Genomic DNA, 12953 nt, shown 5'->3' with positions numbered 1-12953 from the left:
TCCGCGCCATAAGAGACGAATCGGCACTATTCTGGAAATGCCGAACCCCCTAAAGGAGACCATGACCACGCAGAAGAACACCGGACCCGATTCCGACGCCCAGGACATGAGTCCTGAAGAAATCCAGGCTGTCATCGACCGGATTCTCTCCAAGGACGCACCTGCCATGGTGCAGGACCGCGACGAACCCCGGGGCGTGTTTGGCAAGGCCCAGGCGATTTCCCGCCTGGACAATGAACACAGCGTCTACGACGGCGACCAAGAGGACCTGGCCGAGCGCCGGGCGTTGCGCCGCACCGCGGGCCTGTCCACGGAACTGGAAGATGTCACCGAGGTCGAATACCGGCAGCTGCGCCTTGAGCGAGTCGTGCTGGCAGGCCTCTGGACCGAAGGCACCCTGGCTGACGCCGAGAATTCGCTCAGGGAACTTGCCGCGCTGGCCGAAACGGCCGGTTCGGAAGTCTTGGACGGCATCGTCCAGCGCCGCATGAAGCCGGACCCCGGCACGTTCCTTGGCTCAGGCAAAGCCTTGGAGCTCAAGGACATCGTGATGTCCACCGGAGCGGACACCGTGGTGGTCGACGCCGAACTGGCGCCGTCCCAGCGGCGCGGCCTTGAAGACATCGTCAAGGTCAAGGTGGTGGACCGCACCACGTTGATCCTCGACATCTTCGCGCAGCATGCCAAGAGCCGCGAGGGCAAGGCCCAGGTTGAGCTCGCACAGCTGGAATACCTGTTGCCGCGCCTGCGTGGTTGGGGCGATTCCATGTCCCGCCAGGCCGGTGGCCAGGTGGGCGGCGCCGGCGCCGGCATGGGTTCGCGTGGTCCTGGTGAAACCAAGATTGAGCTGGACCGCCGTCGAATCCGCACACGCATGGCCAAGCTTCGCCGTGAAATCGCGGCGATGAAGCCCTCGCGCGAGACCAAGCGGGCCAACCGCCGTCGTAACGCCGTTCCTTCGGTCGCCATCGCCGGTTACACGAACGCCGGAAAGTCGTCGCTGCTCAATCGCCTTACGGACGCCGGTGTCCTCGTGGAGAACGCGTTGTTCGCCACCTTGGATCCCACGGTCCGCAAAGCCCAGACACCTGACGGGATCGGCTACACGCTCTCGGACACCGTCGGCTTTGTGCGTTCGTTGCCCACCCAGCTCGTGGAGGCTTTCCGTTCCACGCTGGAAGAGGTGGCCGACGCCGATCTGATCCTCCACGTGGTGGACGTTTCGCATCCCGATCCGGAAGGCCAGATCGCCGCCGTCCGCACGGTGTTCAGCGAAGTGGATGCCCGGAAGATCCCGGAAATCATTGTCCTGAACAAGGCGGACGCCGCGGATCCGTTCGTCATTGAGCGGCTCAAGCAGAAAGAGCCACGCCACGTCGTGGTGTCCACGCGCACAGGGCAGGGCATTGCGGAGCTCCTTGGAGCCATCAGCGAGGCCATTCCGCGCCCCGGCGTGCGCCTTGAGGTCCTGATTCCGTACAACCGCGGCGAGCTCATCAACAAGCTGCACAACACCGACGCCGAAATCCTCAGCCTCGAGCATGAGGAGGAAGGCACCCGCGTGGTGGCCATGGTCCATGAGAACCTCGCCGCCGAGTTGGAGTCGTTCGTCAGCAATGGTTGATCCAGAGGCGGGGGAGCGCGGCGAAACCGTGGGGGAGCGGATCGCCCTCGAACTCCTGGACAAAGCCGTGGCCGGCATGGGCGGGCAAAACCGCACGGGCCAGCACCAGATGGCCAGGCAGGTGGCGCGGGCGATCGAGACCGGCGAACATCTCCTGGTCCAGGCGGGCACGGGCACGGGCAAGTCCCTCGCGTACCTGATTCCGCTCATTGCGCACGCGATGGAAAGCAACAAGCCCACGCTGGTGTCCACGGCTACCCTTGCCCTGCAGACGCAGATCGTGGGCCGGGACCTGCCCCGCCTCCTGGAAACCATCAATCCGGAGCTGGAACGTCCGGTCAGCATCGCCCTGGTTAAGGGCCGGGCCAACTATGTGTGCCGGCACAAGCTGGAGGGCGGTTTCCCGAGCGAGGAGCCCGCCGAGGGGCAGTTGTTCTCCCTCGGCGAGGACACCAGCGTCCCGCATCTCGCCGCAGCCATCGGCGGGCCGGCCTCGCAGCTCGGCAAGGAAGTCCTGCGGCTGCGCGAGTGGGCCGGGAAGACCACCACAGGGGACCGCGACGAACTCATGCCGGGTGTGACAGACCGGGCCTGGCGCCAAGTATCGGTCACGTCGATGGAATGCCTCGGCGCGCAGAAGTGTCCGATGGCGGAGGAGTGCTTCAGTGAGCTGTCCCGCCACCGTGCCGCGGAGTCCGACGTCGTGGTCACCAACCATGCGATGCTCGCCGTCAGCGCCTTCGAAGGCTTGGCCGTGCTGCCCGAGTACGACGTCGTAGTGGTCGACGAGGCCCACGAGCTCCAGGACCGGGTGACCGGTGCCGTGTCCGGACAGCTGTCGGTGGCGATGATCCATGCCGCGGCCTCGAGCGCCCGCAAACATACAGCCATCACCGTGGACGCGCTGAACGCCGCAGCCGACCGCCTGGAACTCGCGATCATCGGTGCGCCGTCCGGCCTCCTGCCCAACGGGCTCAATGATGAACAGCTGGATTGCGTGGACCAGCTCCGGGAAGCGTGCCGTGCGGCGCTTTCCGATTCGAAGGGGGATTCGTCCAACGCGGTCGACGGCGGACGCCAGCTCGCGCGCTCACGGCTCATGCTGATCCTTGAGTTGTGCGAACGGCTGCTCTCCGCCCGGGAAAACCGGGAAGTCGTGTGGTTGTCCCGGAACAGCACCTTCGATCCGCAGCAGGGCTACACGGCGCCTGACGAGGATTCGCCGGCGCTCATCAACATCGCGCCGCTCAGCGTTGCCGGACGCCTCCGGGAAGGTCTCTTCGCAGGCCATACCGTGGTCCTGACCTCCGCCACCTTGGCCATTGGCTCTGCCTTCGAGGCCACCGCCGGCGGGCTTGGCCTGACTGGCCAAGGCGCCCCGAGCTGGACCGGCGTGGATGTCGGCTCGCCGTTTGACTATCCGAAGCAAGGCATGCTGTACGTCGCCAAGCACCTGCCCAAGCCCGGGCGCGGCACCTCGCCCGAGGCGCTCGACGAACTTGAAGAACTCATCAAAGCCTCCCACGGCGGAGCGTTGTGCCTCTTTTCGTCCCGCCGTGCAGCGGAGGACGCCGCGGACGCGATGCGGTCGCGCCTGGACGTGGACATCCTGTGCCAAGGCGAATCGACCATGGCCGCGTTGGTCAGGCAGTTTGCCGAGGAAGAGGACACGTGCCTGTTCGGCACCATGTCCCTCTGGCAGGGCGTCGACGTTCCTGGCGGTTCCTGCCGGCTCGTCGTCATCGACCGGATCCCGTTCCCTCGTCCGGACGATCCCCTGATGACGGCACGATCACGCGCGGTCGCGCAGGCCGGGGGCAACGGTTTCATGGCAGTGTCCGCGACGCACGCGGCCATCCGGCTGGCCCAGGGAGCAGGCCGCCTCATCCGCTCAACGGGGGACAAAGGCGTGGTGGCAGTACTGGATTCACGGCTTTCGACGGAACGCTACGGCAACTTCCTCCGGGCAGCTTTGCCGCCCTTCTGGCCCACGACGGACCGTTCAGTGGTGCGCGGTGCGCTCGAGCGGCTTTACGCCGAGTCGGCCAACGCTTAAAGCGGGCGCGTCCGGGCTCGGGCGCGTCCTAGAGTGGGCGCGTCCTAGAGTGAGCGCAGGACCGAGACGACCTTGCCCATGATGGTGGCATGGTCACCCAGGATAGGCTCGTACTGCGTGTTCTGGGGGAGCAGCCATGTGTGGCCGTCGCGCTGACGGAAGGTCTTGACGGTGGCTTCGTCGTCCAGGAGCGCGGCCACGATGTCGCCGTTGAGTGCGTCGTTCTGCCGCCGTACCACCACCCAGTCGCCATCGCAGATAGCGGCGTCGATCATGGAATCACCGGCGACCTTCAGCATGAAGAGCTCGCCATGGCCAACCAGCTGGCGGGGCAGCGGGAGGACATCTTCAACGGTCTGGTCGGCCAGGATGGGTCCACCGGCAGCAATGCGCCCCACGAGGGGAACCATGGCCGTGTCGCTGGCACTCGCGAGCTCCGTGACGGCCAGGCCGCCCGCGCTCCGGAGTTTCGCCGGAGCCTCGACGCCGGGAATGACCGAGCCTCCGTCCAAGGTCAATGGCATGAGGACTTCCATCGCCCGCGGACGCTTGGGATCGCGACGGAGATAGCCGAGCTTCTCAAGTTGTGACAACTGGTGCGTGACACTGGACAGGCTGGCCAAGCCAACCGTGTCCCCGATTTCGCGCATCGACGGCGGATAGCCATGATCGTTCACTGAACGCTGGATGGTCTCCAGGATTTTCTTCTGGCGGACGGTCAGGCTCTTGGGGGCCTTCTGTGGCTGCTGGCTCCGCGATGAGGCCGACCCGCTGCCAGTGGCTTTCGCTGCCATGTTTGCCAACGCCTTCCGTTCCGCCCGTCCGCCGCTGAGGCGCTTGCCGGGACTGTCGGCCTGAAATGTCAGACCCTCCTGTTGCACTGATTCAGTGCTCGTTCCTTCACTCAAACGTAGGGCAGGCACAGGCGTTTATCAAACATTTGTTCTAGCGAGTCTCGACATCGTTCGTTGATAAGTGCTAAAAATGTCTTAGCAAGGTTCGAATATGTGTTCTATAAAAGTGCTGCGAGATCCGGGTGTTCGTTCGAAGACATGGACGAACAATCGGCTTGCAACGCACTGACTGAAGGCAAGAATTGGCAGCCGCACCCAGAGATTCCGGAATGCGGCATTGTTCAGAAGGGCTCAGCTCATGTCCGCAATCACCATCACCCACACCCCAGGCCGCAGTGCGGCACCGGGCAGGCTTCGCCTGACACGCCGGGGCCGTATGGTCTTCTTCGGCCTCCCGGCAATGCTCGTGGTTGCAGCGCTGCTCAGCCTGGCGGGATTCCTGAATTCACCGGCCAAGGCTGCTGACTCCGCCGCCGAGCTACAGCCCACGTCCAGCACGAGTGTCACGGTTCAAATGGGCGAATCTTTGTGGGGGATTGCAGGGAAGGCGGCGCCTTCCCGGGATCCTCGCGATGTCGTAGCCGAGATTATCCAGCTGAACAACCTGCAGGACGGACGCATCGTACCGGGCCAGCAACTGTTCATTCCTGCCACCTGAGGGCACTTTCGTCCCGGGTGGCAGCCCGCCTGAACGGGCGCAGGGCCGTCACAGTTTCAGGGCATCCGCCGTGGCACCTTAAACTGTCATGGTGAGTGAGCAGCTTGAGCGACTTGACCGACTTCCCCTACGGACCAACCTCCGCGGCCTGAGCCCGTATGGCGCGCCGCAGCTTGATGTCCCGATTTTGCTCAACGTCAACGAGAATACGCATGGCGTTCCGGCCGATGTCCAGGCGGCCATCACCGAAGCGGTGGCGGCAGCCGCGACCGGACTGAACCGCTATCCGGACCGTGAGTTCACTGAACTGCGCGAGGCCTTGGCGGAATACCTTGGCCACGACCTCGCTGCCGAGAATATCTGGGCGGCCAACGGTTCCAATGAAGTGCTACAGCAGATCCTCCAGGTTTTCGGTGGCCCCGGACGGTCCGCGCTCGGGTTCCCTCCCACGTACTCCATGTACCCCCTGCTGGCCAGCGGCACCGACACCGCCTACATTGCGGGTGTTCGCGGCGATGACTACGGACTCGATGCAGCCTCGGCCGCCGCGCAGGTGCGCGAACTCAAACCGAACGTCGTGTTCCTTTGCTCGCCGAACAACCCCACCGGCACGGGACTTGGCCTGGATGTTGTCGAAGCCGTGTACGAGGCAGGCGAAGCAAGCCAGACAGTCGTGATCGTGGACGAGGCCTACCACGAGTTCGCCCACGATAATACGCCAAGCGCGCTGACGCTCCTCCCTGGCCGGGAGCGCCTGATCGTCTCCCGGACCATGAGCAAGGCCTTCGCCCTCGCCGGTGCACGCATCGGCTATATGGCCGCTGCCCCCGAGGTCGCCGACGCGATCCGCCTGGTCCGCCTTCCCTATCACCTCTCCGCCATCACCCAGGCGACTGCGCTGGCCGCCCTCCGGCACCGCGAAGCCCTCATGGCCGACGTCGAAGACATCAAGATCCAGCGCGATCGCATTGTCAGCGAGTTGACCCGCATGGGCTTCACCCCGGCCGCCTCCGATTCGAACTATGTGTTCTTCGGCGGAATCGAAAACCCCCATGCCCTGTGGCAAGGCCTGCTGGAGCGTGGAGTCCTGATCCGCGACGTCGGCATACCGGGCCACCTCCGGGTGACGGCAGGCACGGAGCCGGAGACCACGGCCTTCCTTGAGGCGCTCGAAGCCTTGCTGGACGGCCAGGCTCCCTCACCGGCCTAGACTTGGACAAGCCCCACCACACCTTCCTCCTAAGGACATATCAATGAGCGAAAACGGCGCCAGCACGGCGGCCGCCCGGACTGCACGCATGGAACGCACCACCAGTGAGTCCTCCGTCCTGGTTGAAATCAACCTCGACGGCACGGGAGTCTCGGACATCAGCACCTCAGTGCCGTTCTATGACCACATGCTGACGGCGCTCTCCAAGCATTCGCTCATCGACATGACCGTCAAGGCGACGGGAGACACCCACATCGACGCCCACCACACGGTGGAGGACGTTGCGATCACCTTCGGCGAGGTCCTGCGCACCGCGTTGGGCAACAAAGCCGGTATCCGTCGCTTCGGCGAGGCCACGGTTCCGTTGGATGAAGCGTTGGCCCACGCCGTCGTCGACGTCTCCGGACGCCCTTACCTGGTCCACGGCGGTGAGCCCGCCGGCCAGGAATACCACCTGATCGGCGGACACTTCACCGGTTCGCTGACCCGCCACGTCTTTGAGGCCATTACCCTGCACGCCGGCATCTGCCTCCACATGAATGTCCTGGCCGGCCGGGATCCGCACCACATCGTCGAGGCCCAGTTCAAGGCATTCGCCCGTGCACTCCGTTCCGCCGTCGAGTCCGATCCCCGGGTCGAGGGCATTCCGTCCACCAAGGGTGCCCTGTGAGTACGCATATCCTCAAGGATGGCGCCGTGGTGGATCCGAAGGCCGCCAGCCGCATCGTCTCGCCTGAGGGCAAGCCGACCGTAACGGTCCTTGACTACGGCTCGGGCAATGTCCGCTCGGCAGTCCGCGCCCTTGAGCGTGCCGGTGCGGCAGTCACACTGAGCGCCAAGCCTGAAGACGTCCTGAACGCTGACGGGCTCCTGGTCCCCGGCGTCGGCGCCTTCGAAACAGTGATGCGCGAACTCAAGGCAGTCGACGCGATCCGGATGATCGGCCGGCGTGTTGCCGGGGGCAGGCCCGTCCTCGGTATCTGCGTCGGGCTCCAGGTGCTGTTCGAAGCCGGTGTGGAGCACGGAACCGAAGCCGAAGGCATGGGCGAGTGGCCGGGCAAGGTGGAGCTCCTGCCGGCGCCCGTTGTCCCGCACATGGGCTGGAACACGGTGGACGTGCCGGAAGGCTCGAAGCTGTTCGCCGGCGTCGAGCATGAACGGTTCTATTTCGTGCACTCGTACGGCGTGCAGAAGTGGGAATTCGACGTCGTCCAGCCGCGCATGGCCCCGCCGAAGGTAACCTGGTCCGAACACGGCGCCCCCTTCATCGCCGCCGTGGAAAACGGACCGTTGTGCGCCACGCAATTCCACCCCGAGAAGTCGGGTGACGCCGGAGCGCGGCTCCTGCGCAACTGGGTTGAGGGCCTGCGTCCACAGGCCAAGTCCCAACCGCACGCGAGCGAAGCCGAAGGAACTGCCTGATATGTGGTCCGTTATCCTCATGGGCACGGCCGGGCTGCTGGTCGGCGGCGGTATCTCCTTCCACCAGCAGAAACGCCCCGCCTGGGTTTCCGTTTCGTTCTACGTACTCGCCGGCCTTGCACTGCTGGCTGCCTATCTCTTCACCCTGGCCCCTAAATGACCCGGCCGGGCAACTGACGCCCGTCCCCACAAACACCGAGGACTTCAATGACCACCGCCTCCGAACTGCCAGTTCTGGAACTCCTGCCCGCCGTCGACATCGTGGACGGCCAGGCCGTCCGTCTCCTTCAGGGAGAAGCCGGTTCCGAGACAAGCTACGGCACCCCGCTGGAAGCAGCGCTGAACTGGCAGAATGCCGGAGCCGAGTGGGTGCACATGGTGGACCTCGACGCCGCCTTCGGCCGCGGCAACAACGCCGGCCTCATCACCGAGGTTGTTTCCCAGCTGAACGTCAAGGTGGAGTTGTCCGGCGGACTGCGCGACGATGAATCCCTTGAGCGCGCACTCGAGCTCGGCGTCGCCCGGGTGAACCTGGGAACCGCCGCGTTGGAGGACCCCGAGTGGACACGCCGGGCCATCGACCGCTTCGGTGACAAGATCGCCGTCGGGCTCGACGTCCGCGGCACAACCCTCGCAGGCCGGGGCTGGACCAAGGAAGGCGGGGATCTCTGGGAAGTGCTCGCCCGCCTTGAGGACGCCGGCTGCGCCCGCTACGTGGTCACCGACGTGACGAAAGACGGGACCCTTCAGGGTCCCAACGTCGAGCTGCTGCGCCAGATGGTGGAAAAGACCGGCAAACCTGTCATTGCGTCCGGCGGAATCTCGAGCCTGGAGGACCTGCGGGTGCTCCGCGAACTCGTGCCGCTCGGGGTCGAAGGAGCGATCGTCGGCAAGGCGCTGTACGCCGGGGCCTTCACCCTTCCGGAAGCCCTGGACGTCGCCGGGCGCCGCTGATGTCCCACGATCCACGGTCCCCGGCCGCTGACAAGGATTCGACTCCGGCGCCCCGGCAGTTGCCCGGGCACATCGCCGCGGCCCTCGCAGGTGCCGGGGGAGCAGCCGATTCCGCCGGCCAGCCCTGGGCGGGCCGGGATTTGAGCGGAGACGCCGCCAAGATCCACAACTTCGAAGACGACGACGGAACGGCCGACGCCGGGTACCTCGCCGCCGTCGCGGCCCTGCTCGCGGGTACCGGGAGCGAGGCCGGTGTGGTGGCTTCCCTGGCGACCGCCAGGGTCTTCGTTCCGGTCGTGGCCCAGCTTGCTGAGGAAGCAGAGGGCGTGGACGGCCTCCATGCCGACAAGCAGGCCGACATGGCGCTCGTGACACTGAAAGCGCCGGATGGCCGCACGGCCATGCCCGTGTTCACTTCGGCCGGCGCACTTGAGTCCTGGCACCCGCAGGCCCGTCCCGTCGCAGTCTACGCGGCCCGGGCAGCGCTGTCGGCTGTCTCGGAGGGAGCCCAGCTGCTCGTGCTCGACCCCGGTTCCGATGTGACCTTCGTTGTGCGACGGCCCGCCATGTGGTCGCTGGCGCAGCAACGTGACTGGACGCCGTCGTACCTTGATGATGAACTGGAGGCTGCTCTCAATTCCCTGGCAGGGGTGTACCCGGCCGTGCGGCGCCTGGAGGTGCGGCCGGGATCGGGAATGGCTTCGCGCACGGCTGACGGATCGGCCATGGCCGGCGGAGGACCCGGGCCCGAATTGCGCGTGGTGCTGTATCTGGAAGACGGCTTGGACGCCGCAGCGGTGCAGGACCTCGTCGCCGGGCTGAACGGGCGTTGGGCGCAGAATGAATTGTTCGCCGAACGGGTTGACTCCATCGAAGTCAGCCTGCAGCGGGCGGCACAGTAGCCGGAGGCACAGGGGGAACGTCCTTGTCCTGCCCTCGGCAGAACAGGGGATGTAGCTCGTGAATTTCTCTCTCTACCGGGAGATGCTGTCCATCACGTCCGTGCGGCGTCTCCTCTTGGTGGGCATGGTGGCCCGCATACCGCACTCGGCAGCCGGGGTCCTGCTCACTTTGCACATCGTGCTCACCCTGGGCAAGGGATATGCCGCTGCCGGTGCTGCCGCCGCGGTCTTCACCATCGGCATCGCGATCGGTGCCCCGTGGCGGGGCCGGCGCGTGGACACCGTCGGGCTGCGCAAGGCGCTTATTCCGTCGGTGGTGTCGGAACTGGTGATTTGGTCCGTGGTGCCCCACGTCAGCTACGAATGGATCCTTCCGCTCGTCTTCGTCGGGGGCCTGCTGACGCTGCCGATCTTCAGCGTCATCCGGCAGTCCCTCGGTGTCCTGGTTGACGGTGAGCAACGGCGTTCCGCCTATGCCTTGGACTCCATAGGCACCGAAGTGGTCTTCATGATCGGCCCCGCGGTGGGCGCAGTTGTCGCTACCAGCGGCTTCACGGTCCTCGGCCTGACCATCGTCGGTGTGTGCACCTCAGCCGCCGGGCTGTTCTTGTTCTGGTTCAACCCGCCCACCCGCAGCGAAGTCGTCCTGGATGCCGGCCAAACGGCTGACCGGGATGCCGATGAGCTCCATGCGGCCGAAGCCGCCGTGGTGGCATCGGCGCCGGCCCATCTCCAGGAAGCCGCCTCCGAGATGGCTCCGACGGTTTTCCAGCCGTCCGGGCTGCGGGGAAGGATGGCCCGGAACTTCACGTGGTTCACCGCGGCGGTGGCCGCCGTGTTCGCCGTCGCCGCAGGATCAGGCATGGTGCTGAGCGGCACCGACGTCGGAATCGTCGCGGTGTTGCAGCGCGGCGGGCACGAGAGCCAGATCGGAATTGTCTTCTTCTTCTGGTGCGCCTCTTCGGTTGTCGGCGGGCTCATCTACGGCGCCATGCACCGGCCCGTTTCACCCATCCTCCTCCTGCTGGGCATGGCGGCACTGACCATTCCGATGGGCTTCGCCGGGGACACCTGGACCCTTGCATTGTTGTCGCTGCTCCCCGGCCTGCTCTGCGCGCCCGTGTTGTCCGCGGCATCGGAAAAGGTCGCCGACCTCGTGGACGAGGAACGGCGTGGAGAGGCAATGGGCTGGTATGGCTCGGCCCTCACGGCGGGGGTAGCCTTCGGTTCGCCGGTCGCGGGGCTCTTCATCGACGGAGTGGGGCCCTGGGCCGGCTTCGTCGCCATCGGGACGGCGGGAGTGATCCTGTGCCTGGCCGGGCTGTTCCTCCAGCTGCGTCGGCGCCGGAGCCTGACCATCTCCCGCGCCGGCGCGGGAGATCCCGCCAGCTGAGTTTCGCCCAAGCGCGATAGTACGACGACGGCGGGCCGGCCAAAGGGGCCGGCCCGCCGTCGCGGTCGTACAGGTAGTCCGGATCAGTTGACCGGGCCGGTGAACTTTTCGCCCGGGCCCTTGCCCGGCTCGTCCGGTATCAAGGACGCCTCGCGGAACGCAAGCTGCAGGGAGCGGAGGCCGTCGCGCAAGGGGCCGGCGTGCTGCGAACCGATTTCCGGTGCTGCGGCGGTGACGAGTCCGGCCAACGCGGTGATCAGTTTGCGGGCCTCGTCCAGGTCCTTGAGCTCCTCGGCCTCGGGATCGTCGGCCAAGCCCACCTTGACGGCTGCTGCGCTCATGAGGTGAACCGCGCCGGTGGTGATGACCTCAACAGCCGGAACTTCCGAAATGTCGCGGATCTGCTGGCCTACTCCGGCATCGGTGCCGGTGGGCTCGTGGTCGAGGGAATTGCTGTCTGAAGTGCTCATGCTGGTAAGCTTGTCACAGACCGACTGGAAGTTGCCATTTCCATGGCATACGCAGCGCTCGGCCACCCATCGTTAATGTGCGGTTGGTTGCCGATTTCTGTAGAATTGATTTTCAGTTTGCAAGCGGAGTTCTCTCCCACCCGCGTCAGCCGTTTCCCTTCGGGGATGTAAGTTGCCGGGTACCTGGTCGGACACCGTTCAAGGTCAACCTTGGATGGTGCGAATGCCCCCATTGAGGGGCGTATCCGATCTTCGAGGCCTTCGATTGCGCCAGCAATTGGGGGCCTTCTCTATTTGCCGGTGGAATACTCATCACAACAACAGGAGCTTTGACATTAGCGAGCCAAGAATCAATGAGCGTATCCGCGTCCCCGAGGTGCGTTTGGTCGGCCCTGCCGGCGAACAGGTTGGAATCGTCCGTATTGAGGACGCCCTGCGTCTGGCTGCCGAGGCTGACCTGGATCTCGTTGAAGTTGCACCGCAGGCGAAGCCTCCGGTGTGCAAGCTGATGGACTTCGGCAAGTACAAGTACGAAGCCGCTGTCAAAGCCCGTGAGGCCCGCAAGAACCAGACAAACACGGTTCTGAAGGAAATCCGCTTCCGCCTGAAGATCGATACCCACGACTACGAGACCAAGCGCGGCCACGCGCTTCGCTTCCTGGGTGCCGGTGACAAGGTAAAGGCCATGATCCAGTTCCGCGGACGTGAGCAGCAGCGCCCTGAAATGGGCATCCGTCTGTTGCAGCGCTTCGCTGAGGATGTTGCCGAAGTCGGCGTGATTGAGTCAAGCCCGCGTATCGATGGCCGCAACATGGTCATGGTGATCGGCCCGCTGAAGAACAAGGCTGAGGCCAAGGCCGAGGCCCGCCGCGCGGCGCAGCGTGCAGAAGCCAAAGCCCAGAATGAAGCCAAGGCTGCAGGCCGGATTGACGTTTCAGGCGAGGATGCTCCCTTGACCCAGTCACTCGCGGACTTGCTCCCGGCGGAACTCTTGACCCAGGCCGAGGAAACCGCCCCGGAGACCGTTGAAGCTGAGGCTGCTGAAGTCGAAGAGGCTCCGGTCGCTGAGGAAAAGGTTGTCGAAGAGGCCCCTGTGGTTGAAGCGGCTCCGGTTGTCGAAGAGGCCCCTGTGGCTGAAGCGGCTCCGGTTGTCGAAAAGGCTCCCGTAGTTGAGGCTGCCCCGGTTGCGGCGCCTGCGAAGGCACCGGCACCGGTCAAGGCTCCTCAGCCGGCAAAGGCTCCTGAGCAGGCCGCTCCGAAGCCCGTTGTGCCGGCTGCTCCCAAGCCTGCTGCTACACCAGTACCGAAACCGATGGCGAAGCCCGCGGTTCCGAAGCCTGCAGCTCGACCGGCAGCCCCCAAGGCCGCCCCGAAGCCAGCGGCGCGCAAGACCAACTAGTCACGCCGCAG

At 65.3% G+C, this 12953-nt stretch carries 13 protein-coding genes; 11 read left to right on the top strand and 2 right to left on the bottom strand.

Features of this window, described 5'->3' with window-relative positions:
* Nucleotides 1-61: 61 nt before the first annotated feature.
* Nucleotides 62-1624, top strand: coding sequence for a GTPase HflX (hflX, locus tag BMF89_RS03365; protein ID WP_078105665.1), 1563 nt, complete (start codon nt 62-64; stop codon nt 1622-1624).
* Complete coding sequence (locus BMF89_RS03360; protein ID WP_078105664.1) at nt 1617-3680, top strand: ATP-dependent DNA helicase; 2064 nt, start codon at nt 1617-1619, stop codon at nt 3678-3680. Before hflX ends, BMF89_RS03360 begins: the two co-directional genes overlap by 8 nt.
* A 44-nt stretch (nt 3681-3724) precedes the next feature.
* On the opposite strand, the gene lexA is transcribed toward BMF89_RS03360, so the two are convergent.
* A complete protein-coding gene (gene lexA / locus BMF89_RS03355; protein ID WP_078105743.1) occupies nt 3725-4474 on the bottom strand; it encodes a transcriptional repressor LexA in 750 nt (249 codons plus the stop codon).
* 358 nt (nt 4475-4832) lie between these two features.
* Here lexA and BMF89_RS03350 point away from each other — a divergent pair, with 358 nt between their 5' ends.
* The 8 genes from BMF89_RS03350 (at nt 4833) to BMF89_RS03320 (ending at nt 11073) form a co-directional block, all read left to right on the top strand.
* Complete coding sequence (locus tag BMF89_RS03350) at nt 4833-5192, top strand: LysM peptidoglycan-binding domain-containing protein (protein WP_078105663.1); 360 nt, start codon at nt 4833-4835, stop codon at nt 5190-5192.
* A 91-nt stretch (nt 5193-5283) separates the two neighbouring features.
* Nucleotides 5284-6402: a histidinol-phosphate transaminase gene (locus BMF89_RS03345; protein ID WP_078105742.1), complete on the top strand. Its 1119-nt coding sequence runs from the start codon at nt 5284-5286 to the stop codon at nt 6400-6402.
* Between the two features lie 43 nt (nt 6403-6445).
* On the top strand, nt 6446-7072 hold the full coding sequence (gene hisB / locus BMF89_RS03340) for an imidazoleglycerol-phosphate dehydratase HisB (RefSeq protein WP_078105662.1): 627 nt from the start codon (nt 6446-6448) through the stop codon (nt 7070-7072).
* A complete protein-coding gene (gene hisH / locus BMF89_RS03335; RefSeq protein WP_078105661.1) occupies nt 7069-7824 on the top strand; it encodes an imidazole glycerol phosphate synthase subunit HisH in 756 nt (251 codons plus the stop codon). The genes hisB and hisH overlap by 4 nt, the downstream gene beginning before the upstream one ends.
* Before the next feature lies 1 nt (nt 7825).
* Nucleotides 7826-7984, top strand: coding sequence for a hypothetical protein (locus BMF89_RS21865; protein WP_171983385.1), 159 nt, complete (start codon nt 7826-7828; stop codon nt 7982-7984).
* 47 nt (nt 7985-8031) lie between these two features.
* A complete protein-coding gene (priA, locus tag BMF89_RS03330) occupies nt 8032-8778 on the top strand; it encodes a bifunctional 1-(5-phosphoribosyl)-5-((5-phosphoribosylamino)methylideneamino)imidazole-4-carboxamide isomerase/phosphoribosylanthranilate isomerase PriA (RefSeq protein WP_078105660.1) in 747 nt (248 codons plus the stop codon).
* Nucleotides 8778-9680, top strand: coding sequence for an SseB family protein (locus tag BMF89_RS03325; RefSeq protein ID WP_078105659.1), 903 nt, complete (start codon nt 8778-8780; stop codon nt 9678-9680). The genes priA and BMF89_RS03325 overlap by 1 nt, the downstream gene beginning before the upstream one ends.
* 58 nt (nt 9681-9738) lie before the next feature.
* Entirely contained in the window at nt 9739-11073 is a 1335-nt protein-coding gene (locus tag BMF89_RS03320) for an MFS transporter (RefSeq protein ID WP_078105658.1), read from the top strand.
* Between the two features lie 83 nt (nt 11074-11156).
* Here BMF89_RS03320 and BMF89_RS03315 read toward each other — a convergent pair whose 3' ends face one another.
* Nucleotides 11157-11543, bottom strand: a complete 387-nt coding sequence (locus tag BMF89_RS03315) for a DUF1844 domain-containing protein (RefSeq protein WP_078105657.1) — start codon at nt 11541-11543, stop codon at nt 11157-11159.
* A gap of 265 nt (nt 11544-11808) precedes the next feature.
* Between BMF89_RS03315 and infC the strand changes: the two genes are divergently transcribed.
* Nucleotides 11809-12942, top strand: a complete 1134-nt coding sequence (infC, locus tag BMF89_RS03310; RefSeq protein WP_307052428.1) for a translation initiation factor IF-3 — start codon at nt 11809-11811, stop codon at nt 12940-12942.
* Nucleotides 12943-12953 lie beyond the last annotated feature (11 nt).

This window comes from Arthrobacter sp. SRS-W-1-2016 (genome assembly GCF_002009585.1).
In the GTDB taxonomy this organism is placed as follows: Bacteria; Actinomycetota; Actinomycetes; order Actinomycetales; family Micrococcaceae; genus Arthrobacter; species Arthrobacter bambusae_A.
The sequence above is the reverse complement of the archived record's forward strand: the minus strand, read 5'-3'. Positions and strand labels throughout refer to the sequence as shown.

Bases quoted from the DNA above. Each gene is read 5' to 3' on its own strand.
- hflX (WP_078105665.1), top strand. From the start codon at position 62: ATGACCACGCAGAAGAACACCGGACCCGATTCCGACGCCCAGGACATG.
- BMF89_RS03360 (WP_078105664.1), top strand. From the start codon at position 1,617: ATGGTTGATCCAGAGGCGGGGGAGCGCGGCGAAACCGTGGGGGAGCGG.
- BMF89_RS03315 (WP_078105657.1), bottom strand. From the start codon at position 11,543: ATGAGCACTTCAGACAGCAATTCCCTCGACCACGAGCCCACCGGCACC.
- BMF89_RS21865 (WP_171983385.1), top strand. From the start codon at position 7,826: ATGTGGTCCGTTATCCTCATGGGCACGGCCGGGCTGCTGGTCGGCGGC.
- BMF89_RS03350 (WP_078105663.1), top strand. From the start codon at position 4,833: ATGTCCGCAATCACCATCACCCACACCCCAGGCCGCAGTGCGGCACCG.
- BMF89_RS03325 (WP_078105659.1), top strand. From the start codon at position 8,778: ATGTCCCACGATCCACGGTCCCCGGCCGCTGACAAGGATTCGACTCCG.
- lexA (WP_078105743.1), bottom strand. From the start codon at position 4,474: ATGGCAGCGAAAGCCACTGGCAGCGGGTCGGCCTCATCGCGGAGCCAG.
- priA (WP_078105660.1), top strand. From the start codon at position 8,032: ATGACCACCGCCTCCGAACTGCCAGTTCTGGAACTCCTGCCCGCCGTC.
- hisB (WP_078105662.1), top strand. From the start codon at position 6,446: ATGAGCGAAAACGGCGCCAGCACGGCGGCCGCCCGGACTGCACGCATG.